Origin of the sequence: Blautia sp. MCC283 (assembly GCF_018785565.1) — a bacterium.
Classification (GTDB): domain Bacteria; phylum Bacillota; class Clostridia; order Lachnospirales; family Lachnospiraceae; genus Blautia_A.
This window is the reverse complement of record NZ_WQQB01000068.1, coordinates 96,376-120,492: the sequence shown is the minus strand read 5'-3', so window position 1 is coordinate 120,492 and position 24,117 is coordinate 96,376. Positions and strand designations below refer to the sequence as shown.

Below are 24,117 nucleotides of genomic sequence, written 5' to 3'. Positions count from 1 at the left end.
GCATTAAGCATATTTGTTTAATTCGTAATTTATTTTACTAAACATATTTGCTATTGTCAAGTGGTTGCAAAGAAAATATTAAACATTTTTGTTTCGGTTTTTCTTGACTTCCACTAAACATTTCTGCTATACTTATTTCACTAAATATAAAAGGAGCGTATCATTATGGCTATCAGCGAAAGAATACATTTTTTCAGACTAATGCGTGGTATGACACAAAAGTATCTCGGTACAGCAATCGGTTTTCCAGAAAAGAGTGCTGATGTGCGTTTGGCACAGTACGAAACTGGTACACGCAAACCGAAAGCAGACCTTACAAATGCATTGGCACAGGTGCTTGATGTTTCTCCACAGGCTCTTGATGTTCCTGACATAGACAGCTATATCGGTCTTATGCACACTCTGTTTACCCTTGAAGATATTTACGGTCTTACTGTCAGTGAAGCAGACGGAGAGGTATGCTTAAAGGTCAACAAGGACAAAGGCAGAGAAGCATATGAACTCCTCAAAATGCTGTATGCTTGGAAAGAACAGGCAGACAAGCTATCTTCCGAAGAAATCAACAGAGAAGAATACGATAACTGGCGTTACCATTATCCAGAGTTCGACACCACACAGCGTTGGGCAAAAGTTCCATCACAGGAATTAAGTGACGCTCTCGTGGAAGCATTCAAAGACCACTTGAAAGATAAATAAGCACCTACAGGACCTGCCACTGGCAGCTCCCTACAGATGCTTTGGCAACGACAAAAAAGCCCTTAACTATGGTTATTAACCACAGCTAAGGGCTTAGTTTATAATATGGAATTTGTTCAGAGCCAAGCTCCGAACTTTAGTCTGCAAGCCACCTGTTAATTGTTCCGTTACCCATAAACCACTGGATAACAAGAATAATGGCACTTGCTATGACTGTTATCAATTTGTTATCAAAAGACTAATCGAAATCGCTGAAACCCGCATAAACACTGGCTTTTTTAAGCAACTCGATTTATTCAAACTCGCAAAGTTCTATCTGCTTTGTAGTGTTTCTCTGGTATTCCGTTCTTGAAACCGTTCGTTTTTGAACTGTTTTGTATGAATTCGCTATGTTTTCATCTGATTGTATTGTCATTTTATTGTCAACAATATGCTATATATCAAGATCAACTAATAATCATCTACTATCTATACAAGAAATTCTATTTAAAAGTTATTATTCATTTTTCTCCACCGGAAATGTAACTTGCCATTCCCCTTCTATCGGTGCATTGTTACATGTCCAAAATTCTCCCCATATTTCATAGTTAACAAGTTCTTCTGCAGATACTTCAAAAACAAACTCCTCATAACTATTCACATGACTCTGATCCCAAAATGCAACACTTGATTGACAATTAACTACTTTTCCATCTTCGTTTTTCAAATATACATAACCATGATTATCTGTATTAAGAATATCGCTAAATCTAACTTGAATATGCAACTTCCCTTCTACGATTCCATATCCAGTAACAGCTACCCCTTTTTTGAGAATAATAGCATTTGCTTCGTCAGGTTTAATAAATAACATATTATCCCCATCAATGGATTCAGACTCCGAATCACTACCTCCTCTGATATCTGGTTCCTCTAGAAACTCTGTTATAGAATACACGTTGTTTGTATCTATTTTTTCAATTTTAAAATTATTGTGTTCTTTTTTGCTGAGCAACTGATTTACAGAAAACGTAATTTTATCACCTGGAAGCAATATATGGTCTGTTTGCTCAATTGTTAACATGAATGTTGCCGTATTCGTACCAGCATCATAACTAACAAGAGAACATCCTCCACTTTGATCATACGGAGTGCAAATACTATAACTATCAAAAAGATCAGTTGTTTCATCTAGTCTTTTAGCAATCTTATCATGCATTGACAACAAAATGGTTGTTTTTTCGCCATTTACTTCCGCTGCAACTACTGTCATTTCAATGCCATTATCCTCACACGAAACATTAATCGGCTTAAGTTTTTGAGCTATTGATGGAGAAATCGAATAAAGAAGTTCATGTGCAAAATCATTGCCGGCAAATGCCAATATAGGCACTGTCCCGCATAAACACAAACATAAACACGCTGCAATTGCTATCCTTCTTTTAACATGAATTATTTTTTTCTTTTGATGAAATTCAAATTCTGACTGAATGATTAAATCATTTTCTATCTCACTCATACTTTGCAATAATTCTTTTCCATTCATAAAAAATATCCCTCCTTTGTTAAATAGACTCGAAGGTCTTTTCGCATACGATAAAGCATAATTTTCACTTTACTTTCCGAATATCCAAAACGCTTTGCAATCGACAAAACAGTATCACAATAATAGTATCTATGCATAAAAATTATTCTCTTTTCTTTAGGCTGTTTGCGAAGAAATGTACTGATTACCCTGCCTATCTCAACTCCATCAACATAGCTTTCAACATCATTCACCGCTGGAATACACTGTTCCATTTCACTAGATAGCTCTACAATATATGCTCTGCGCTTCAATCGATTTTTCTCTATGCATTTATTAATAGATATATTACGAATGATTTTTGACAAAAATGCTATAAGATACGTTCTGGGTTCATTTGGTGGAATTCTATTCCATGCTTCGAGGTATGTATCATTTTCACACTCCTCAGCAGTTAAAATATCTGCAGTAATTCGTTGCGAAATCGAACGTAATCTGCAACCATACTTTTCAGCAGTATGAATAATTGCAGATTCATCTTTCTTCAAAAATAATTCCACGATTTCATCATCGTCCACTCTAACAACCTCCTTCCTGATTATATTTAATACCTTCATACTTCATAGCAATAATTTATGCCATCTAGTTACACTTTTCAAATAAATTTTCAGACAAGTTTTCAGACCATATAAAAGCAGCTATAAAAAACTGTCTGCTTACTTATATTACACTATTTATTTATTACACTATTTATTCTCCTCTCTTTTATTTCTTTCTGTATAAAATCTACTCTCTCTAATTTATACTTCAAAAGTCAACATCTAAACCGTACTTTCTAAACATAGATTTGATTTCTTCGACTCCCTTTATCTCCCCTCTCTATCTGTACGTCTCTTCTTACCTTTTTGCTTTGCATTTACCTGTTCCAAATGCTTTGCCACTTCTATTGCTTCCTTGACCTTATTTTCTCCCAAAACAGCTACAACACGATCCATATCATATGCCACATTTAACAAAGCTACATTCTCTTTCTTTATAACAGATATTTCCTCTCTCAACCGATCTACACGATTTTCAAGATCTATGTTTCGATCTGACAGCTTTTGATTTTTGTTTTTCAAATCCAAATACTTGCTATATAATGCCTGTATCATATTCGCAACTTTTTTCACCAAAGGAAATATTCTCTTCCGATAAGATTTTGCTGACTCTAAAGTTCCGGCTTCTGGCAGCCATTCTTCCGGATAATATCCATACTCACGTGCATGTGAGTCAACAAGTCCAGCTTTTGAATTTAGTGCAGAAAATCGTTTCTCTAACACTTCTGTCTTTTTAATTACTGCATCTCTCTCTTTTTCTGCTTGCGCTTTTTCCTTTTGGATCTCATCCACACATTCACTGATATCATGCAAATCATGTTCCAATAAATTCTTATGTTCCGTTAATTCTTCTACTTCCTGTTCTCGAACCTTTTTCTTGTAATCCAATACAGAAAGATGTTGTTCATGAGTTCCTTTCTGATCCCATTCTATCTCATTTTCTCTCATGACCATAGCTAATTTTTGCTTTTCCGATTGCACCCATTGATTTAGCTCCGTCTCACTTCTGGAACCGCCTTTAAATCCTAATGACGATAAAGCTTGTTTTAAAGATACTCTTGTATCAAGTCCTCGCTTACTTCCTGTAACATAAGGAATAAAATCAATATGTAGATGTGGTGTTGCTTCATCTAAATGTAGATGTGCAGCAAATACTCGCAACGTAGGATTCCGTTCTTGAAATCCTTTCATGTATTCATCTAATATCTTTGCAGCAAGTTGTCCTTCCATCGTTTCTGATCCCATATTATCTTTATCACCGATCTGAAGGATAACCTCATGAAATAATTTTTCTTGTTTTCCAGAACGTATCTTTTCATAGTAATCATCGATCTTACGATCTTTCCGAGTCTGCTTATCGTTGTAACGCTTCAAGGCATCATCAAACAATTCATGATATACATCTTTGATATCTTCATTACAATATTCAACATTCCAATGGGTTCTATTCGGATCCGTATTCTTTGCATGAAATTTTCTACTATTATGGTTCAGGGAGCCTTTCCCTGTCATAAAACTAATTGTCCTCTTCAATAAATCTCCTTTCCTTCATTTTAAAACGCCAGATATGGCGATCATGTTTTGTTACTTTTGTCAAAAGTAACGCAAAAGCACTTTCGACAGCCTAACGTCCATCAAAAGTACTCTTGCGCCCTGCCGGGAGCTTTCAAATCAGCCAGTACTGTATCGGCTACACCCTACAGCAATTCTCCTTGTTTGATATTCACAGGTGCGTGCCACGCTCCTGTTCTATATTCCCCAAACAAACATCACCATCGATAACTAGCTGACACTCCACGCTTATCTAAATATTCCTGTCGTGCTTTCTCCTGCTCTTCCTCAGAAGGAGCAGTCTTATACTTCGTATAGAGTTCATGTCTGACTAATGCATCCAATTTTTCTTCCAAGCCATTTCGAATATCTTCTTCATACTGATCATCTGAACCCAAATGATAAAAGATCAATTTTCGAAACAGTTCATAATCAATCTGTACTTTTTTCATCACTTCACTCCTTTTTAATCAAGGTGGCAAGATTCCCTATTCTTTAAGATATGGTAATCTTGCCATCTTCCTTTACTCTTCTTGTAACATCCAGAACCATTTATTTCCTATCTTCACAGAATCAATCTGTAATTCCTTCTTCGCATTCCAAAGTGTTTTCTTTTTAATTCCTCGTTCTTCTGCTTCTTCCGCTATTTTTGCCTGTTCCATTGATCCATTTGCTAAGATCTCTTTTAAAAAATCTTTCGCACTTCGGATTTTTTGCCCTCGTCCATCACCAGACAATAAGTCATCTGCACTGATGTCATATTTTCCAATCCAATGAAATCCTTTTTCTTTGTCTAATCGAAAGGCGATAGCATCTCCTTCCGGAGCAAGAGAACTCTTTACATGACAGATCACTCGGATTTCCGGTTCATCTTTCACTCTTCCAACAATCAACACGCTTCTTGCTGCCGCTTGAAAGTCAATAGAACCCAATCCACGATAGGATGATTTTCCATTACTATTCTTATTCATATGACCGATCAGAATAATGGCACATTGATATTTCTCTGCTAATACAGAAATTCTTTTCATCAATGGACGAATCTCATTTGCCCTATGCATATCAACACCAGCCCCTAGAAAGCCTTGAATTGGATCTAATACTACAAGTCTTGCTTTCGTCTGTATAATCGCCTCCTCCAGCCTTGCATCTACCATGGTTAATGGCTGATCCTGGTCATCAATTACCAAGACTCTGGAACAATCTGCCCCTGCCGCTAACAATCTCGGTTTGATCGTATCGCCCAATCCATCTTCAGCTGTTTGATAAATCACATTGATTGGCTCTACACCTGCCTCTTCGGATTTCCCTTCGCTTGTTTCACTTAATATTGCTTCTCCTTTTGTTAACTTTGCAATGATCTGCAACACCACGGTGGTTTTCCCCTCTCCAGGATCTCCCTGAATAATGGTGACCTTCCCGTATGGTATGAAGGGATAAAAGAGCCATTCGATTTCTTCCACTTCAACCTGATCCATGTGGATCAATTTCAGGCATGGTTCTGCCTTTTTTACTTCTCTATAATTATCTTCCATTTCCACCTCCTGCCCAACCGGGCAAGTCCCTGGCAAACAGAATTTAACAATTGTTGCAACAACAATTTTGTGATATACTCAAGTTGTTAGGATGGTATATCAGTTATTCTGATAATCAAGGAACTTGCTCAGATTATTTCTGGGCTTTTTCTTTTTTCCTTCTTTCATAGTTTCTTTCTTCTGCAAATGCATTTAATATCTCCAACATTGTTCGAATAGGTGTAAACAACTCTTCATCGGCATCCTCTAATATAGTTAACCTTTTCAGTTCCTCTTCAATCCCTCGAAGCTGTTTTCTAAACTGTACTAACATCAATGGATTTCCTACTGCTGTGACTTTTTGATGTAAAACGCTTTCAATGATATATTCTTGTCTCGTCTGGTATCCACAAAGTTTTACTCTTAAATCCAGCTCTTCATTTTCTTCCGGAGACATTCGAAACGCTATAGTTACATTACGCCACCGATTCTTGTTATCCCTATTTTTTTCACTCATCTAGATATTCCTCTCTTTCCTGATTTAGATTTTCCGCCATCTCTGTTTGGATTGTCGGGAATAAATGCGCATATCGATATGTGATTTCCACACTTTCATGCCCTACCCTTTCTCCAATTGCCACCGCAGAATACCCCATATTGATCAACAATGACACGTGAGAATGTCGTAAATCATGGATTCGTATTCTCTTCACTCCTGACAACTTCACACCTCGATCCATTTCATGATGAAGATAGCTTTTTGAAATTTGGAATATCCTGTCATTTTCATTTAAACCATACAGCATTCCTATATACGATTCTAATTCTTCGCTTAAAAATTCCGGCATGGTGATCATACGATTACTCTTCACAGTCTTTGGATCCGTAATAATATCCTTCCCCTCTAATCTTTGATAAGATTTATTGATCCGGATAGTACAAGCCTGAAAATCGAAATCTGCCGGTGTCAGCGCTAACAACTCTCCCATACGGACTCCACACCAATATAGAATTTCAAATGCATAAAAGGAGATCGGCTTATCCGCCACCGCTTCAATGAACTTCATATACTCTTCTTTTGTCCAGAAAAGCATCTCTTTTGTTCTTTCTTTTCCCATAGATCCTGCCTTGCGTGCAGCATTGCTTTTCAAATCATAGAAATTAACTGCATGATTCAAAATTGCACTCAGCTGATTATGGATGGTCTTTAGATAGACCTGTGAATAGCCTTCTCCTTGTTTATTTCGATAGTTCATCATGGTGTTCTGCCACTGTCGAATATCGGAAGGTTTTATTTCCTGCAACTTCTTTTTCGAAAAATATGGGAGAATCTTTTTTTCTACAATATGCTTTTTCGTCAGCCAGGTATTATATTTGATTCTGGATTTGATATCATTCAGATAAAGATCTACAAAATCTTCAAAATACATATCCAGACTCAAATTCTCCTTTAATTTAAACGCTCTTTCCCATTCCTGGGCATCACATTTGCGTTTAAATCCCCTTTTCGTCTTCTGCTTTCTTACGCCGGTCCAGTCCTTATAATAGGTTCTTACCTCGTAAGTATTTGACTTTTGGTTTTTGATTACTGTCAAAACATCACCTCCTGCTATTTCATTTCGTTCATACCGTAAACTCGTTCTTCAAAATATTTACGGCTGATTTTTCCTTTGACAACAACGAAACCTTTTTGTTCCAATTCCGCATTTAACTGACGGATCAAACGATACGCATAGGAATCAGATACTTCTAATTCTTTCGCTACTTCTTTTGCTGATATAAATAATTTACTAGCCATCTATATCCCTCCTTTCTTTTTCAGTTCATTATCGAACGGTGTATATGCATCATAACATTTCATTTCCGTACTGTCAATAGAATAATTTCAAAAATGAACGGTTTATTTTTATATTTCATTTTTGAACTGTTTATGCTATACTTTTAAGTAACAATCAGCAAAGGAGTGTTTTCCTATGACAGTAGGTGAGAAAATAAGAAAATTCCGGATCGATCAAGGATATACACAGAAAGAATTGGCAATCATGTCCGGATTGAGCGAATCGGCAATTAGAAATTATGAACTTGGGAATCGTTTTCCATCATCAGAACAATTGGAAAAAATAGCAAACTCATTAAAGATCAGTCCATACGCCATGTCTGATCCAAACTTTGATACTTATGTTAGTGTCATGCACGCATTATTTGCTTTAGAGGATCAATATGGTCTGCACGCCTACCGGGATGAATCCGGCGTACCACAACTCATGTTTAAAGACAAAGGACATGATTCTTTAAATATGCTGGATAATATTGGAGCATGGGCTGATATGTACCAGAAATTCAGAAATGAAGAGATTACAGAAAAAGATTATTTAGACTGGAAAAGTCAATTCCCAGCTAAATAAAAAGAAATTATTTACAATAATATTAAAAAAGTATTGTCATTTGATTGTCACCAGACATAGAAAGAGCCAAGAAAGCCCGTAAAATAGGCATTTCTTGGCTCTAATATATTATTCAAACTCAATCGTTCCAGGCGGCTTACTAGTAAGATCATAGAATACGCGGTTCACGCCCTTAACTTCATTGATAATACGGTTCATCACCTTATTAAGTACTGCATAAGGAATCTCTGCAGACTCGGCAGTCATGAAGTCAATAGTCTTGACAGCACGGAGTGCTACTGCGTAATCGTAGGTTCTGAAGTCTCCCATTACGCCTACGCTTCGCATATTGGTAAGGGCTGCGAAGTACTGGTTTGGCATCCAGGATGGGTCTTCTCCGTGTTCTTTTTTGTAGTCGGCGGCTGCTTTGTCGACTTCTTCACGGTAGATGTAGTCTGCATCCTGTACGATGCGTACTTTTTCTTCGGTGACTTCTCCGATGATACGGATTCCAAGTCCCGGACCTGGGAATGGCTGACGGAATACCAGTCTTTCCGGAATTCCAAGTTCAAGGCCAGCTTTACGTACCTCGTCTTTGAACAGGTCACGGAGTGGCTCGATAATTTCTTTGAAATCTACGAAATCCGGAAGTCCTCCTACGTTGTGGTGGGATTTGATCACTGCGGATTCTCCGCCGAGACCGCTCTCTACAACGTCCGGATAAATAGTTCCCTGTGCAAGGAAATCTACGGCACCGATCTTCTTAGCCTCTTCCTCAAAGATACGGATAAATTCCTCACCGATGATCTTACGTTTCGCCTCAGGCTCTGTAACACCTGCAAGCTTGTCGTAATATCTCTGCTGTGCGTTTACACGGATAAAGTTCAGGTCAAACTGACCGTTCGGTCCGAATACGCCTTCAACCTCATCACCCTCATCTTTACGGAGAAGGCCATGATCTACGAATACACAGGTAAGCTGCTTGCCGATCGCTCTGGAAAGAAGTCCTGCTGCTACAGAGGAATCTACACCACCGGACAGAGCAAGAAGAACTTTTCCATCGCCGACTTTCTCACGGATCTCTTTGATCGTGTGCTCAACAAAGGCATCCATTTTCCAGTCTCCGGCGCATTCACAGACACCAAGTACGAAGTTGGACAGCATGGTCTTTCCTTCAACTGTGTGCAGTACTTCCGGATGGAACTGGATCGCGTACAGTTTCTTCTCCTCATTCTGTGCAGTTGCTACCGGACAGTCTGCAGTGTGTGCAGCGATCTCGAATCCCGGTGCAGCCTGAGAAATGTAATCTGTATGGCTCATCCAGCAGATTGTTTTGTCGGATACGTTTTTGAAGATCTTGGAATCTTTTTTATCAATGAGAAGCTCTGTCTTGCCGTACTCGCTGACATCTGCTTTCTCAACTTTTCCGCCAAGGACATGCATCATGAGCTGTGCTCCGTAGCAAAGTCCAAGTACCGGAATACCAAGCTCGAATAATTCTTTCTGGTAAGTCGGTGAATCTGCCTCATAGCAGCTGTTTGGTCCGCCGGTAAGGATGATTCCCTTCGGATTCATCGCTTTAATCTTCTCAAGATCTGTCTTGTAAGAATAGATTTCGCAATATACATTGCATTCTCTGACACGTCTTGCAACCAGCTGATTGTACTGACCGCCAAAATCAATGACAATAACTAATTCTCTTTTCAAGGCTTTCCTCCTGTTGTTTATAACATCTTTAGAATCTGTTACTCATTATAAATGAGTGTATGCACTTTTACAATGCTAATTTTATCTCACGCCGGAATTTTTATTTTCTGCAAAAAAATTTCACTGTTTTTTCGCCCGCTCATCCCAGTAGACACAGTCATTTCTTCCAATTACTTCTGATGTAAACGGAGTGCCGTCATTCTTTTTGTAATGTTTTGTGGCACGGAAAACATATTTTGCGCCGACATAAACGATCGGTACGTTAAAGAACACGATCAGAATATTTCCAAGGTCAGAAAACGCCCAGAGATTTCCAAGTTCCAGTCCTGCAATATTGCAGAGGATTCCAAATGCGGCAACAAAAAGGCCGATACAACGTACAATATTGATGCAGATCTTATCCTTGCGGATACGATTTGCCGCGATTTCCGAAAAACTGATCATTCCCAGAAGGCAGGTAAACGCAAAGAGACAGAAACACAATGTCACAAGAAATGTAACGATTCCGTTCATTGCAGTTCCCGGAGTCAGCACAGCGATAGATTCCGTATATTTCGGAAGTTTATCAAGAGCCTGCCAGTTTTCCGCATCCGCACCGGTCCAGCAATGAGCCATAACTACCACAAATCCGGTAAGTGTGCAGATCACAATGGTATCCAGAAAAACTCCCAGGGAGGCGATCACACCCTGCTCACATGGGTGTTTTGCATCTGCTGCCGCCGCTGACATTGTAATAGTTCCCTGACCTGCCTCATTGGACATCAGGCCTCGTTTTACACCCTGTGCAAGAACCGTTCCAAAAACACCGCCAAAGAATGCGTCCGGCTTAAATGCTCCTGCAAAAACGCTTCCGAAGAAATATGGAATGCGGGTAAAGTTTAATATTATAAGAAGTAATACTACTACCATATAGAGCACCGCCATCACCGGCACCATCATATCTGTCCATTTGGAAACTTTTTTGATTCCGCCAAATGCGATGGCTGCTGTGAGAACTACGATCAGTGCTCCTACTATATAATAGAAGGCAGATCCGCTTGCGATGGTTGTTCCGGTTACAATCTCTGCCATACGTCCCACTGAGGAAACAACATTAAATCCCTGTGCAGGCAGACAGCAAAGGGCGTACAGAATATACAATACGGAAAGAAAAACTCCGATCCAAACTTTGTTTCCCAGAAGTTTTCTTCCATAGAAAGGAAGACCTCCTACAAATTCGTCGTCTTTTTTTTCTTTAAAAATCTGGGCAAGGACACCTTCCATATATGCCACTGCCATTCCGAAAAATGCGGAAATCCACATCCAGAACAAAGCTCCCGGGCCGCCCACTGCAATAGCACCTGTTACACCCAGAATATTTCCTGGTCCTACACGCATGGCCGAACTTAAGAAAAACGATGCCAGCGGTGAAATTCCTGTTTCAACGACACGTTTCTCGGTCATAGTCCGGATTCCTTTTTTAAAATAGGTCACCTGCATGAACCCAATCCTGAAACTGAAAAAAATTCCGGATCCAAGAAGCAGTATGATCGCAAAGGATATGTTTCCCAGAATGGGAATGCTGCTGTACCAGTCAAAATTTGTAGGAAAATCCCACAGAAAATCAGACAGTGGACCGATAAAGCTGAACACTCCGTTGATCGCCTCAAACACTCTCTCCATAGCTATTTCCTCCCTTTTTATCTGAAGGTCTCAGAATTGAATACAGACAGGCATTCCCATCCGTCACCTTTCATTTCCGCTTCAGATTTTTATGCTATGGTTTATTATACCGTATCGCCTTGCAAAAGTCCTCTTAATTTTTAGTATTTTTGAGTAAATTCCAGAATTTTCCATCCTTATGGTCTTTTTCACATCCGCTTGCAGATTAGTCTGAACAAACAGTCGAGAAGTTTCGCAGGATTTTATAAGACTTTATGAGATATTTAGATTTTAATCACAGATTTTTAAAATGCTTCTCACAGTTCCATCACATTTTGACGGTATATTATTAAGCAAATAAAGCACAAAGCTTTTTCATCTTATAGATCATTACTTATTTTTCTTTTCATACTCTGCCGGGTCCGTTCCAAGACCCGGCCCTCCTTTTTTTCTGAGATATTCTCCCATACATTCCGCTCCTGATCATCCTTCCTTTTTATCTTCTTACAAACTCCCATCGTATACCATCCTTTCTTTATTCAAAAGGATCTATACCTATAATCATGGTGTCTAAATCGGACACTCTGATCACATCTGATGATCGGCATTTTACTGTTTCCCGATTTTACCCCGATTTCGTTTCATTTCACTCCGTCCAGACAAAACCTCAAAAATTCCGTAACACGCATAAACACTGATTTTAAGCACAAAAAAACACCGTCCCCGCAGCTCCCATGTCTGCAAAAACAGTGCTTTTAGTGCGTCTTCAGGGGTTCGAACCCTGGACACCCTGATTAAGAGTCAGGTGCTCTACCAACTGAGCTAAAAACGCATATTTAATTGTTTGTCTTTCGTTTGTTTCGTTCCTCAAGACATGTTGTATTATACGTTATGGTTCGGTGAAAGTCAACACCTTTTTTTAATTTTTTTTATTTTTATCTTTTTTATTTTTTGTATCTTCATTTGATGCAATTTTGTTCAGTGTTTTTTCTATTTCTGACAGCGAATTTCTGATCTGGGCTGCCTGATTGTTGATGCTGCGGTTTACACTGTTGAGATTTCGTCGGAATGAACCGGATTTTCTTTTTTTCAAGTTTTCTTTCTCCCCTTTCCCATATTCGGCAGATTCCTGGTAAGATCATGAGCCTGCGCCTGAACAAACCAAACATTTACATACCACTTTACGTTCCTCTTTTCCTTATTTATTATATGAAAACAGGCCGATCAGTTTCCCGATCAGCCTGAAAAAAATCTTATTCACAATAAATGTCGCAACCCCGCAGGGGACTTACTTGATTTGGTTAAAACTCCACAGACTTCCACCATCGGACAACCAACACCACTGCAAGCAGTGCAGTCAACAGATCGGAAACCGCCTGAGACGCAAGCACCCCCTGATATCCGGCAACCCGAAGCGCCACATTCAGCACAATGGCAAAGATCACACCCTGTCTGCTGACGGACAGGAGAAACGCTCCCACTGCCTGTCCTGCTGACTGGAAAGTACAGGTACTGATCAGCACAATTCCCATAAACACCATACCCGCCAGCTGCAGGCGAAGCATCAGTGCGCCGTTTTCCACAACCGAAGGATCACTCATAAAGATCCGCACCAGCTGCGGGGCAAAAAATCCAAGTACAGCCATCAGGACAAGAGCCAGCCCGCCCTCAAACAGATAGGCAAATTTCAGCGTTCCCTTCAGTCTCTCGCGGTTTTTCGCACCATAATTGTACCCGATCAGCGGCTGCCCGCCAAAAGCAAAGCCAACAAGCACCAGCGCCGCGATCATATTGATCTTCATGACGATACCCATAGCCGCAACTTTATCATCACCGAATCCCAACAACGCACGGTTGGTAAGAGCAATCCCGATACTCTGCATCAGATTTGTCACCGACGCCGGAATCCCAATTGCAAAAACCGCTCCGATTTCCGCCCCTGAAATATGAAATCCCTTAGGGTTCACAGAGAGATTTCTGCTCTTCTTAATAAGAAACCACACGAAAAAAATATCCGTACATACATTTCCGATCACCGTAGCTGTGGCAGCACCTGCCGCACCCCAGCCAAGCCCGAAGATCATCACCGGGTCCAGAATGATATTCACAACCGCACCAAGCACAGAACCGATCATAGATGCTGTGGCAAAACCCTCTGTACGCAGCTGATTGGACGGCGTCAACGCCACAATGATAAACGGAGCGCCCAGTGCGATACAGGTATAATACTGAGAAGCATACTCCCAGGTTGCCTCACTTGCACCCAGCAACCCCAGAATAGGGCTTCGCAAAAGCATCAGAACAACGGTAACCACCACACCGCAGACAATGGCCCCATAAAAACTGAACACACTGATCCTCTTCGCATCCTCGAATTTCTTTTCCCCGAAAAGCCTGGAAATAAAAGAACTTCCGCCCAGGCCAAAAATATCTCCAAGGGCGATCATCAGCGTAAAGATCGGTGTACCCAGAGCAACACCCGCCACCAGATCCGTATTCCCGGTTCCCGCAATAAAATAAGTATCTACCATATTATAGATCAGCGAAATCACCATACTGAACACAACCGGAAGCGCCAGCTTAAAATACGCCTTCGGAATCGGATACTTTTCAAAAATCTCTTCCTGCATTTTATCGCCTCTATTTCTGTCTGATCACCATCTTGCAGATCGGATTACCCATGGAAGAAAACTTCTCCTCATACTCTGTCATCACATTTCCCTTAACCAGTTCCTCATCATGATGCAGATCAAATGTACAAACCTCCAGATTCCAGTCGGACTCCTTCACCTCTTCCAGAGAAAACTCAAATAACCCACGGTTATCCGTCTTAAATTCCACAGCCCCCTCTTTCTTCAGGACCTGCTCATATCTCTTCAGAAACTCCCTGGAAGTCAGCCTTCTCTTGGCATGACGGGCCTTAGGCCACGGGTCGGAAAAATTCAGATAAATCCCGTCAACCTCATCCTTCTCAAAAATCTCCGGTAAGAGCCTTGCATCCACACGGATAAACACAAGATTGGAAAACTTTTCCCCGGCTTCCTCAAGCTCCTCCCTCTTCTGCAGTGCCCGGAGCAGCACGCTGTCATACATCTCAATTCCAACAAAATTCCTCTCAGGATGCAGGCGCGCCATATCCATCAGAAAACGCCCTTTTCCCATGCCAACTTCAAGAAAAAGCGGTCTCTTCTCCCCAAAAACACTCTCCCACTTCCCCTTAAACCTCTCCGGCTCATCAATCACCCAGTCACACTCCAAAATAGCATCCTTCGCCCCGGGAATATTACGCAATCTCATAAACAACCTCCAATTAATCTTCTTATAATATACAACTCAAATCATAACTTTCCGCAGCCAGCAATCCCAGTCAGACACATCTATCCACCCTCTCACCAACCGCATAAACCAGAACGCCCTCATAAATATGATAAACTTTCTCATTTACCATCATTCCCAAAAATACTCATTCACAAGACGTCCCAATACTCAACTATACATGCAATTTGCCTGCTATCGCAAGCAAAAAATAAAAAAATTTATCAACCCTCAATCCAGGCAACAGCAAAACGCCTCGCCGTCCCCTTACCACCCTATCGGCACAACCTCCCACATCCCAACACCGCAGAATCCAACCACAAGTCAACAACCTCCCGTCACCACAACCAAGCACTCCTTCAAAAAAAGCCCGAGGGGTGTGCAGAAGGGCCGTGGCTTTACGGCCCCTTTGCGGTTTTCATTTTCCCAAAAAAGAATATATCGTCTAATAAACAAATATTCTTTTTCCGTCTTTTTTTGAACACATTTATTCAAACTTTGCAAAAAATTTAACAACTTTTTAGTTGTTTTTACCATAAAAAAGGTGTATCATATAAAAATCAATTATAAACAATAACCAAACAAGGAGGGCACTATGGAACAAATCCTAAACAAGCTTTCGGAAATCGAAGCCACAGCCAATGCCATCATGCAGGACGCTGCGCGACAGAAAAAGGCTCTCTCGGAAGAAGCAGAAAAACAGACCAGGGAATTCGATGCCGCACTTGAAAAAGAAACCGGCACTGAGATCCAGAAGATCCGTGAAGATCTGGCACGCGAGAAAGACGCCCGGATCAATGAGCTTCGCACAGAAACCGAAGACCAGCTGTCCAGGCTGGACGCCTATTACGAAGCCAATCACGAAAGTCTTTGCAGTGAGCTGTTTCAGAAAATAACAGGCATCACCGAAACCTGAAGGGAAAGGAAGTGATTCAATGGGCACTGTCCTCTCATACAGCGGACTCTCCACTAAGATCCGAGCCATGCAGAGCCGTCTTGTGACAGCTGAGCAGCTGGAAGAAATCGTTCAGCTTCCCAATGTCCCACAGGTAACAGCCTACCTGAAGCGCACCCCGGAATATCAGGACATCTGGGGCGGTCTCGATGAAAATACTCTTCACCGAGGGCAGGTCGAAAAACTTCTGAAGAAATCTATCTTCCAGAATTTTTCAAGGCTTTACCACTTTGCAAATCAGGAACAGCGAACGTTCCTCGCACTTTATTCGAAGCGCTATGAGATCCGCGTCCTGAAAGAAATCATGACGAATCTCTTTGATCACCGGGACACCGATCCCGTAGACCTCTCTCCTTACCGTGATTTTTTCAGACATCACTCCAGGCTAGACATTGACAGGCTCGCTGCCTGTACCAACATGGACGAATTTGTCGCGGCATTAAAGGGAAATGATTTTTTTATTCCGCTGTCTCAGGTCAACGAACGTGGAAATGCCACGCTTTTTGACTTCGGCATGGCACTTGACCTTTCGTATTTTTCACAGATCTGGAATGTGCGGAAGAAGCTTTTCAAAGGTAACGATCTGAAACAGATCACCAAGGCTTACGGTGAAAAATTCGATATGCTGAACCTGCAGTTCATCCAGCGCTCCAAACGCTGCTTTCAGATGGAACCGGCTGCTATTTACGCATTGCTGGTCCCCATGAACTACAAGCTCCGCAAAGAGGAGATCACCACCCTTGTGGAGGCCCCTACACCAGAAGAGTTCCGTCGTATCTTCAATGGAACTTATTATGGTAAGAAATACGAACAGCTGACCGTTGCCAGTCTGGAAGAATTTTATAACTATATTCTTCGCAGCATACTGGAACAGGAAGCACGCAAGGATCCCTATTCCGTAGCAGTCATCTATTCCTATTTATATCACAAAGAACATGAAGTCAACCGTCTGACCATTGCCCTTGAATGCGTGCGCTATGGCGTGGACCCAGAACAATCCCTGCGTTATATACGCAACGGTTAATAACCAGGAGGTAGCAACGTGATTGAAAAAATGAATTTTCTAAGCATCACCGGTCCGAAGGCAGATATCGACCGGGTTGTAAACACCTACCTGTGCAAGTACGAAATTCATCTGGAGAACGCACTCTCTGAACTGACCACAGTAGAAAACCTGACACCTTTTCTTGAGGTCAACCCTTACAGAGATGCGCTGAATTCCATCAATGCCATTTATGAAGAGCTGAAAAGCCCTCCTGCCGCTTCCGGCGAAAGTCCTGGTATTGAAAAAGCACTTTCCACAGTAAAGGAGATCCGCTCTCAGGCGGATCAGCTCCAGCAAGAACAGGCAGAATTGGAAGAGAAATGTTCTTCACTGGAAGAATCTCTGCGTATCATACGTCCATTCCGAAATATCAATTATGATATTTCCTCTATCCTGCATCTGAAATATATTCATTTTCATTTCGGACGTATCGAAAAACAGTATTATGAGAAATTCAAGAAATATATTTACGACAATCTGAACACCATCTTCCTCAAATGCGATGAAGACGATCAGTATGCCTGGGGCGTCTACTTTGTGCCGAAGCATGAGGCTCGTAAGATCGATGCAGCTTACGCTTCCATGCATTTTGAGAAGATTTTTGTGCCGGATAATTACACCGGAACAGCGCATCAGGCTTTTTCCACCGTGAGCAGCCAATACGAAGAAGCCATGAAACACCTGGAAACACAGAAGCAAAAATACCAGCGATTTCTCTCAGATAAAGCTGAAACCATTGTTTCTGTCAGAAATACACTTCGACAGTTTTCCAGAAACTTCGATGTACGAAAAGCTGCTGCATGTACCGGAAAACATGAGAATTTTTACATTCTCTGCGGTTGGATGACAGAAGCCGACACGAGGGCTTTTCAGGCGGACATCGCTTCTGATGAGAGGATCTTCTGTCTGGTTGACGGAGAAGATACCTCCACACTGGAACATGACCCAAGCCATCAGCCGCCAACCAAACTGAAAAATCCAAAACTTTTCAAACCATTTGAAATGTACGTAAAAATGTACGGACTTCCTGCTTACGGTGAAATGGACCCCACCTGGTTCGTTGCCATCACCTACTCCTTTATCTTCGGAGCCATGTTCGGTGATGCAGGCCAGGGGCTCCTGCTCTTTATCGGAGGATTGTTCCTGTACAAACGGAAACATATCGATCTTGCCGGAATCATCAGCTGCGCAGGAGTCTTTTCCACATTCTTCGGCCTGATGTTCGGAAGTGTCTTTGGATTTGAGGATCTCATACCTGCTTTGTGGCTGCGGCCCGTAGACAGTATGACGACCATACCTTTTATCGGAAAACTGAATACCGTATTTATCGTTGCCATCGGCTTCGGCATGGGAATCATCCTCCTGTGCATGGTTTTCAACATCATCAATTCCTTTAAGATGCACGATGTTGAAAAAACCTGGTTCGACACCAACGCAGTGGCAGGACTTGTATTTTATGGTTCCGCAGTTCTCTGCATCGGACTTTTTGTATCCGGGCATGCAGTTCCTGGCGGTGCAGTTCTTGCCATTATGTTCGGTTTACCGCTGCTTCTTATTTTCTTCAAGGAGCCGCTCACAAACCTGGTAGAGAAAAAAGCCGAGGTTATGCCAAAAGAAAAAGGCATGTTTATCGTACAGGGTATCTTTGAACTGTTTGAGGTTATCCTGAGCTACTTTTCCAATACACTCTCCTTCGTGCGTATCGGCGCTTTTGCAGTCAGCCACGCAGCCATGATGGAAGTTGTACTTATGCTTGCGGGTGCGGAGAACGGCAGTCCAAACTGGATCGTCATCATTCTCGGAAACCTGTTTGTATGCGCCATGGAGGGCCTGATCGTAGGTATCCAGGTACTCCGTCTGGAATATTACGAAATGTTCAGCCGTTTTTACAAAGGCAGCGGCCGGAAATTCGAGCCGTTCTGCTCCAAAAACAAATAAAATGCCAGAGTCAGAACTCCTTCTGATCCAGGCAGCCAATTAAACGAATATTAAGGAGGTCATCATCATGACAGTCATTACACAGATCACAATCGCAGTTGCACTTGTACTCAGCATCATTCTTCCATTTGGTTATTATCTTCTCGGCGAAAAAAGCCGTGGCCGCTACAAAACAGCACTTGGTGTCAATGCCTTTTTCTTCTTCGGTATCATGCTTGTCGCCATTGCCGTAACATTTGCAGGCGGAGCTTCCGTACAGGCTGCTACAGGCGCTGACGCAGGCCTTGCAACAGGTATGGGTTACATCGCAGCAGCACTCGTTACCGGACTTTCCTGTATCGGTGGTGGTATTGCCGTTGCCAGTGCGGCAAGCGCAGCCCTTGGAGCAATCAGTGAGGATCAGAGCATCCTTGGTAAATCTCTTATCTTCGTAGGTCTTGCCGAAGGTGTTGCTCTTTATGGACTGATCATCTCCTTCATGATCCTGGGTAAACTTTGATATGAAAATGTATCTGATCAGTGACAATATTGATACTCTGACAGGAATGAGACTGGCCGGTGTAGAAGGTGTGATCGTCCATGAACACGACGAGCTGAAAGAAGCCCTGGAACGCACCATCGCAGACAAAGAGATTGGAATCATACTCCTGACCGAAAAATTCGGCCGGGAGTTTCCTGAGATCATCGATGATGTCAAACTTCATCATAAAACACCTCTCATCATTGAAATTCCTGACAGACATGGTACCGGCCGCAGGCCCGATTTCATTACTTCTTATGTAAACGAGGCCATCGGATTAAAATTATAGGCAGGTGATATTATGACAATTGAAGAGAAGCTTACGCACTTCTATGACACCTCCGTGGAAGAAGCCCGCCGTCAGGCGGAAAAAGATGTACAGGAGCACAAAGACTCCCTGGATGCCGCACTGGAGGAACATAAAAAAATGTCTCTGGAAAACGCCGCCAGCTCCCGCAAAGCCGAGATTGCAAACGCAAAGCGCGAGATCAACAAGGCACTTTCCGCAGAGCAGCTTCACATCCGGCGTGACTGGACTGCCAGACAGAGCCGCTTAAAAGAAAAACTTTTTGCTGAAGTCCGGGAACAAATCCTGAAATTCATGGAATCTTCCCGTTATGAAGAATATCTTTGTACAAAAATTGAAGAAGCTGTCTGCTTCGCGGAACACGATGAGATCCAGATCTATCTTTCAAAAGAAGATGAACCTCGTCTGAAATCTCTCACTGTAAAAACCGGCTTTCCGCTGAAGCTTTCCGACGAGTCCTTTATCGGCGGAATCAAGGCGATCATCCCTGAAAAAAACATCCTCATAGACAATTCCTTTGAGGAAGGTTACCAGGCAGCTTACAGAGAATTCAAATTTGACGGAGGTCCAGCACATGAGTAAAACAGGTATTATCTACGGTGTTAACGGTCCTGTTATCTACTTAAAGGGCGACACCGGATTCAAGATCTCCGAGATGGTCTATGTAGGCCCTGAAAAACTGGTAGGCGAAGTCATCGGTCTTAAGAAACATATGACCACCGTACAGGTTTTTGAGGAAACTACCGGACTGAAACCCGGAGAAACCGTGATCGGAACAGGAGACGCCATTTCCGTTCTCCTTGGTCCGGGAATCATCCACAATATTTTTGATGGTATCCAGAGACCTCTGGCAGAGATTGCACAGGCCTCTGGAAAATATATTTCCCGTGGTGTCAGCGTTGACTCTCTTGACACCGAAAAAAAATGGGAAACACACATTACAGTAAAAGAAGGCGATGTCATCGGCGCAGGTACGGTTATCGCCGAGACACAGGAAACCGCTTCTATCCTTCACAAGTCCATGGTTCCGCCGACGATCACACACGGAACTGTTATCCATGCCGTTCCTGACGGAGCTTATACGGTTCTGGAACCCATCGTTACCGTTCGTCTTGATGACGGAACTGAAAAAGAACTGGCACTTGCACAGAAATGGCCGATCCGTGTGCCGAGACCGACCTACAAACGTTTCCCGGCAAGCGTTCCGCTTCTTACCGGCCAGCGTATCCTGGATACTCTTTTCCCGATTGCCAAGGGCGGCACTGCTGCTGTTCCGGGAGGATTCGGAACCGGAAAAACCATGACCCAGCACCAGATCGCCAAGTGGTCTGACGCAGATATCATCATCTACATCGGCTGTGGTGAGCGTGGAAACGAGATGACACAGGTTCTTGAGGATTTCAGCAAACTGATCGACCCGAAATCCGGAAACCTGATGATGGACAGAACCACCCTGATCGCCAACACTTCCAACATGCCGGTTGCAGCCCGTGAGGCTTCCATCTACACCGGCGTTACCCTTGCAGAATATTACCGTGATATGGGTTACGACGTAGCGATCATGGCAGACTCCACATCCCGATGGGCTGAGGCTCTCCGTGAGCTTTCTGGACGTCTGGAGGAAATGCCTGCAGAGGAAGGTTTCCCTGCATATCTGGCAAGCAAACTTTCCGCCTTCTATGAGCGTGCGGGAATGATGCAGAACCTGAACGGAACAGAAGGTTCCGTCTCCATTATCGGTGCGGTTTCCCCTCAGGGCGGTGACTTCTCCGAACCTGTCACTCAGAATACCAAGCGTTTTGTCCGCTGCTTCTGGGGACTGGACAAGGCCCTCGCCTATGCCCGTCACTTCCCTGCGATCCAGTGGCTGACCAGTTACAGCGAATATCTGGAGGATCTGACTCCCTGGTACAGAGAGCATGTTTCCCCGAAATTTGTCTACGACAGAAACCAGATCATGGCGATCCTCAATCAGGAAAGTTCTCTTATGGAAATCGTAAAACTGATCGGAAGCGACGTTCTTCCGGATGACCAGAAACTGACACTGGAGATTGCCAGAGTCATCCGTCTGGGCTTCCTGCAGCAGAACGCTTTTCACCAGGAGGACACCAGTGTCCCAATGGAAAAACAGTTCCTGATGATGGAAACCATCCTTTATCTCTACGAGAAATGCCGTGCCCTTGTAAACCGTGGCATGCCGGTTTCCGTACTGAAAGAGGATAATATCTTCGAACGTATCATCGCCATCAAATACGAAGTTCCAAACAAAGAACTGGAACGTTTTGATGAGTATCATAAAGATATCGACCGCTTCTACGACAACGTACTGGAAAGAAACGGTTAAAGGAGGGATCAGTTTATGGCAATCGAATATCTTGGCCTGAGTGAAATAAACGGCCCTCTTGTTGTCCTTGAGGGTGTCAAAAACGCATCTTACGAGGAGATCGTGGAATTCCACATGGAAGACGGCACACAGAAGATCGGCCGTATCGTGGAAATCTATGAAGACAAGGCTGTTATCCAGGTTTTTGAGGGAACTGATAATATGTCCCTCGGCAATACACACACACGTCTTACCGGACATCCTATGGAGATCGGGCTTTCCCCGGAGATCCTGGGACGTACCTTTAACGGTATCGGCCAGCCCATTGACGGACTTGGCGAGATCACACCGGAAGTCAGCCTGAATATCAACGGACTTCCGCTGAACCCGGTAACCCGTGAATATCCGCGAAACTATATCAACACCGGCATCTCCGCCATCGACGGACTGACCACCCTGATCCGCGGCCAGAAGCTGCCGATCTTTTCCGGAAACGGTCTTCCTCATGACAAGCTGGCTGCACAGATCGTTCAGCAGGCTTCCCTTGGCGCAGACTCCGATGAGAAATTCGCCATTGTTTTTGCAGCAATGGGCGTTAAATACGACGTAGCCGAATTCTTCCGCAGGACCTTCGAGGAAAGCGGTGCTTCCGACCACGTTGTAATGTTTCTGAACCTTGCCAACGATCCGGTTGTAGAGCGTCTTCTGACACCGAAGATCGCCCTCACAGCCGCTGAATATCTTGCTTTTGAAAAAGGCATGCACATCCTGGTTATCCTGACTGACATCACCTCCTTCTGCGAGGCTATGCGAGAGGTTTCCTCCTCCAAAGGTGAGATTCCTTCCCGAAAAGGTTATCCGGGATATCTGTACAGTGAACTGGCAACTCTTTACGAGCGTGCGGGAATCGTCCGTGGAGGCACCGGTTCTGTAACCCAGATCCCGATCCTGACCATGCCAAACGACGACATCACCCACCCGATTCCTGACCTTACCGGATATATCACCGAGGGCCAGATCGTACTGGACCGTCAGCTTCATGGACAGGCGATCTACCCGCCGATCAACGTTCTGCCGTCCCTGTCCCGTCTGATGAAGGACGGTATCGGTGAAGGCTTCACACGTGCCGACCATCAGGATGTTGCCAACCAGCTCTTCTCCTGCTACGCAAAAGTAGGCGATGCAAGAGCCCTGGCATCGGTTATCGGCGAAGACGAGCTTTCTCCGCTGGATAAGCAGTACCTTGTATTTGGAAAAGCTTTTGAGGCAGAGTTTGTGGGACAGTCTGAGACAGAAAACCGAAGCATCATTGAAACTCTGGATAAAGGCTGGGAACTTCTGGGACTTCTCCCAAGAGAAGAACTCGACCGTATCGATACCAAAGTTCTGGATCAGTATTACAGAGAAACCGTCCGTTAGTGAGGTGATTTTATGGATCCGAATACCTTTCCCACCAAGGGAAATCTCATACTTGCAAAAAATTCTCTGGCCCTTTCTAGACAGGGCTATGAGCTTATGGACAAAAAGCGTAATATCCTGATCCGTGAAATGATGGAGCTAATCGACCAGGCAAAGGATATCCAGACCCAGATCGATGAGACTTTCCGCACTGCCTACGCTGCTTTGCAGAAAGCAAACATGGAGATCGGAATCGCTTTTGTAGATCAGATCTCCCATACCGTTCCTGTAGAAAATTCCATCCGGATCAAGACCAGGAGTGTCATGGGAACTGAGATCCCGCTTGTGGAATACGATAAAAAAGCCGGCAATACTCCTACCTACGCCTACTACAGCACCAAGCTGTCCCTGGACGAGGCCAAAGCCGCCTTCGAGCGTGTAAAAGAGCTGTCCATCCAGCTCTCCATGATCGAAAATGCAGCAATCCGTCTTGCCACCAACATCAAGAAAACACAGAAGCGTGCCAACGCCCTGAAAAACATCACCATCCCCAGATATGAAACTCTCACCAGGGACATTACCAACGCCCTGGAAGAAAAAGAGCGTGAAGAGTTTACCCGTCTGAAGGTGATCAAACGTATGAAACAGGGAGGATAAGCAGATTTATCCACACTTATCCACACCTGAAAATGACTTTTCAACATCTTACAGTGCCCGTTT

Annotated in this window: 24 protein-coding genes and 1 tRNA gene; 11 read left to right on the top strand and 14 right to left on the bottom strand. The window is 43.1% G+C overall.

From position 1 onward, the window contains the following. Positions 1 to 165 precede the first annotated feature (165 nt). The gene (locus GPK81_RS16295) at positions 166 to 696 is read left to right on the top strand and encodes a helix-turn-helix domain-containing protein (protein WP_009247529.1); all 531 of its coding nucleotides are present in this window, start codon (positions 166 to 168) and stop codon (positions 694 to 696) included. A 496-nt stretch (positions 697 to 1,192) separates the two neighbouring features. Here GPK81_RS16295 and GPK81_RS16290 read toward each other — a convergent pair whose 3' ends face one another. The 8 genes from GPK81_RS16290 to GPK81_RS16255 all read right to left on the bottom strand — a co-directional run bounded on the left by GPK81_RS16290 (position 1,193) and on the right by GPK81_RS16255 (position 7,662). Further along, positions 1,193 to 2,221 (bottom strand): DUF4179 domain-containing protein, encoded by a 1,029-nt coding sequence (locus GPK81_RS16290; protein WP_055057788.1) that lies wholly within the window; start codon positions 2,219 to 2,221, stop codon positions 1,193 to 1,195. After that, entirely contained in the window at positions 2,218 to 2,778 is a 561-nt protein-coding gene (locus tag GPK81_RS16285; RefSeq protein WP_055248179.1) for an RNA polymerase sigma factor, read from the bottom strand. The genes GPK81_RS16290 and GPK81_RS16285 overlap by 4 nt, the downstream gene beginning before the upstream one ends. Positions 2,779 to 3,066: 288 nt before the next feature. Further along, complete coding sequence (locus tag GPK81_RS16280; protein WP_055057786.1) at positions 3,067 to 4,311, bottom strand: plasmid recombination protein; 1,245 nt, start codon at positions 4,309 to 4,311, stop codon at positions 3,067 to 3,069. Between the two features lie 257 nt (positions 4,312 to 4,568). Then, a complete protein-coding gene (locus GPK81_RS16275; RefSeq protein ID WP_003019356.1) occupies positions 4,569 to 4,802 on the bottom strand; it encodes a hypothetical protein in 234 nt (77 codons plus the stop codon). Positions 4,803 to 4,874: 72 nt separating this feature from the next. Continuing rightward, positions 4,875 to 5,885: an AAA family ATPase gene (locus GPK81_RS16270; RefSeq protein ID WP_055057785.1), complete on the bottom strand. Its 1,011-nt coding sequence runs from the start codon at positions 5,883 to 5,885 to the stop codon at positions 4,875 to 4,877. 133 nt (positions 5,886 to 6,018) lie between these two features. After that, positions 6,019 to 6,381, bottom strand: coding sequence for a plasmid mobilization protein (locus GPK81_RS16265; protein WP_055057784.1), 363 nt, complete (start codon positions 6,379 to 6,381; stop codon positions 6,019 to 6,021). Beyond that, complete coding sequence (locus tag GPK81_RS16260) at positions 6,374 to 7,459, bottom strand: site-specific integrase (RefSeq protein WP_008976823.1); 1,086 nt, start codon at positions 7,457 to 7,459, stop codon at positions 6,374 to 6,376. The genes GPK81_RS16265 and GPK81_RS16260 overlap by 8 nt, the downstream gene beginning before the upstream one ends. 14 nt (positions 7,460 to 7,473) lie before the next feature. Continuing rightward, the gene (locus tag GPK81_RS16255) at positions 7,474 to 7,662 is read right to left on the bottom strand and encodes a hypothetical protein (protein ID WP_003019365.1); all 189 of its coding nucleotides are present in this window, start codon (positions 7,660 to 7,662) and stop codon (positions 7,474 to 7,476) included. Positions 7,663 to 7,837: 175 nt separating this feature from the next. Here GPK81_RS16255 and GPK81_RS16250 point away from each other — a divergent pair, with 175 nt between their 5' ends. Continuing rightward, entirely contained in the window at positions 7,838 to 8,269 is a 432-nt protein-coding gene (locus tag GPK81_RS16250; protein WP_004223586.1) for a helix-turn-helix domain-containing protein, read from the top strand. 108 nt (positions 8,270 to 8,377) lie between these two features. Here the strand turns inward: GPK81_RS16250 and guaA are convergent, their stop codons facing one another. The 6 genes from guaA to trmB form a co-directional block, all read right to left on the bottom strand. After that, positions 8,378 to 9,955, bottom strand: coding sequence for a glutamine-hydrolyzing GMP synthase (guaA, locus tag GPK81_RS16245; RefSeq protein WP_118062570.1), 1,578 nt, complete (start codon positions 9,953 to 9,955; stop codon positions 8,378 to 8,380). Positions 9,956 to 10,075: 120 nt separating this feature from the next. After that, positions 10,076 to 11,617, bottom strand: a complete 1,542-nt coding sequence (locus tag GPK81_RS16240) for an alanine/glycine:cation symporter family protein (protein ID WP_021976325.1) — start codon at positions 11,615 to 11,617, stop codon at positions 10,076 to 10,078. A gap of 738 nt (positions 11,618 to 12,355) precedes the next feature. Further along, positions 12,356 to 12,428 (bottom strand) — tRNA-Lys (locus GPK81_RS16235). A gap of 87 nt (positions 12,429 to 12,515) precedes the next feature. After that, a complete protein-coding gene (locus GPK81_RS16230; protein WP_161206342.1) occupies positions 12,516 to 12,689 on the bottom strand; it encodes a hypothetical protein in 174 nt (57 codons plus the stop codon). A gap of 208 nt (positions 12,690 to 12,897) precedes the next feature. Next, a complete protein-coding gene (locus GPK81_RS16225; RefSeq protein WP_021976326.1) occupies positions 12,898 to 14,226 on the bottom strand; it encodes an MATE family efflux transporter in 1,329 nt (442 codons plus the stop codon). 10 nt (positions 14,227 to 14,236) lie between these two features. Further along, on the bottom strand, positions 14,237 to 14,893 hold the full coding sequence (gene trmB, locus GPK81_RS16220) for a tRNA (guanosine(46)-N7)-methyltransferase TrmB (RefSeq protein ID WP_021976327.1): 657 nt from the start codon (positions 14,891 to 14,893) through the stop codon (positions 14,237 to 14,239). Positions 14,894 to 15,506: 613 nt separating this feature from the next. Between trmB and GPK81_RS16215 the strand changes: the two genes are divergently transcribed. The 9 genes from GPK81_RS16215 to GPK81_RS16175 all read left to right on the top strand — a co-directional run bounded on the left by GPK81_RS16215 (position 15,507) and on the right by GPK81_RS16175 (position 24,054). After that, positions 15,507 to 15,827, top strand: coding sequence for a hypothetical protein (locus GPK81_RS16215; protein WP_118062568.1), 321 nt, complete (start codon positions 15,507 to 15,509; stop codon positions 15,825 to 15,827). A 19-nt stretch (positions 15,828 to 15,846) separates the two neighbouring features. Next, positions 15,847 to 16,890 carry a V0D/AC39 family V-type ATPase subunit gene (locus GPK81_RS16210; RefSeq protein ID WP_118062567.1) on the top strand — a complete coding sequence of 348 codons (1,044 nt, stop codon included), beginning with the start codon at positions 15,847 to 15,849 and terminating at the stop codon, positions 16,888 to 16,890. An 18-nt stretch (positions 16,891 to 16,908) separates the two neighbouring features. Beyond that, a complete protein-coding gene (locus GPK81_RS16205; RefSeq protein WP_215707361.1) occupies positions 16,909 to 18,849 on the top strand; it encodes a V-type ATP synthase subunit I in 1,941 nt (646 codons plus the stop codon). Between the two features lie 67 nt (positions 18,850 to 18,916). Further along, positions 18,917 to 19,348, top strand: a complete 432-nt coding sequence (locus GPK81_RS16200) for an ATP synthase subunit C (protein ID WP_015525392.1) — start codon at positions 18,917 to 18,919, stop codon at positions 19,346 to 19,348. Between the two features lies 1 nt (position 19,349). Continuing rightward, positions 19,350 to 19,658 (top strand): V-type ATP synthase subunit F, encoded by a 309-nt coding sequence (locus GPK81_RS16195; protein WP_021653137.1) that lies wholly within the window; start codon positions 19,350 to 19,352, stop codon positions 19,656 to 19,658. Between the two features lie 12 nt (positions 19,659 to 19,670). Further along, complete coding sequence (locus tag GPK81_RS16190) at positions 19,671 to 20,258, top strand: V-type ATP synthase subunit E (protein WP_021976333.1); 588 nt, start codon at positions 19,671 to 19,673, stop codon at positions 20,256 to 20,258. Next, on the top strand, positions 20,251 to 22,020 hold the full coding sequence (locus GPK81_RS16185) for a V-type ATP synthase subunit A (RefSeq protein ID WP_021976334.1): 1,770 nt from the start codon (positions 20,251 to 20,253) through the stop codon (positions 22,018 to 22,020). The genes GPK81_RS16190 and GPK81_RS16185 overlap by 8 nt, the downstream gene beginning before the upstream one ends. Positions 22,021 to 22,035: 15 nt before the next feature. Beyond that, the gene (locus tag GPK81_RS16180) at positions 22,036 to 23,418 is read left to right on the top strand and encodes a V-type ATP synthase subunit B (RefSeq protein WP_015525388.1); all 1,383 of its coding nucleotides are present in this window, start codon (positions 22,036 to 22,038) and stop codon (positions 23,416 to 23,418) included. Positions 23,419 to 23,430: 12 nt separating this feature from the next. Continuing rightward, on the top strand, positions 23,431 to 24,054 hold the full coding sequence (locus GPK81_RS16175; protein ID WP_021976336.1) for a V-type ATP synthase subunit D: 624 nt from the start codon (positions 23,431 to 23,433) through the stop codon (positions 24,052 to 24,054). Positions 24,055 to 24,117 lie beyond the last annotated feature (63 nt).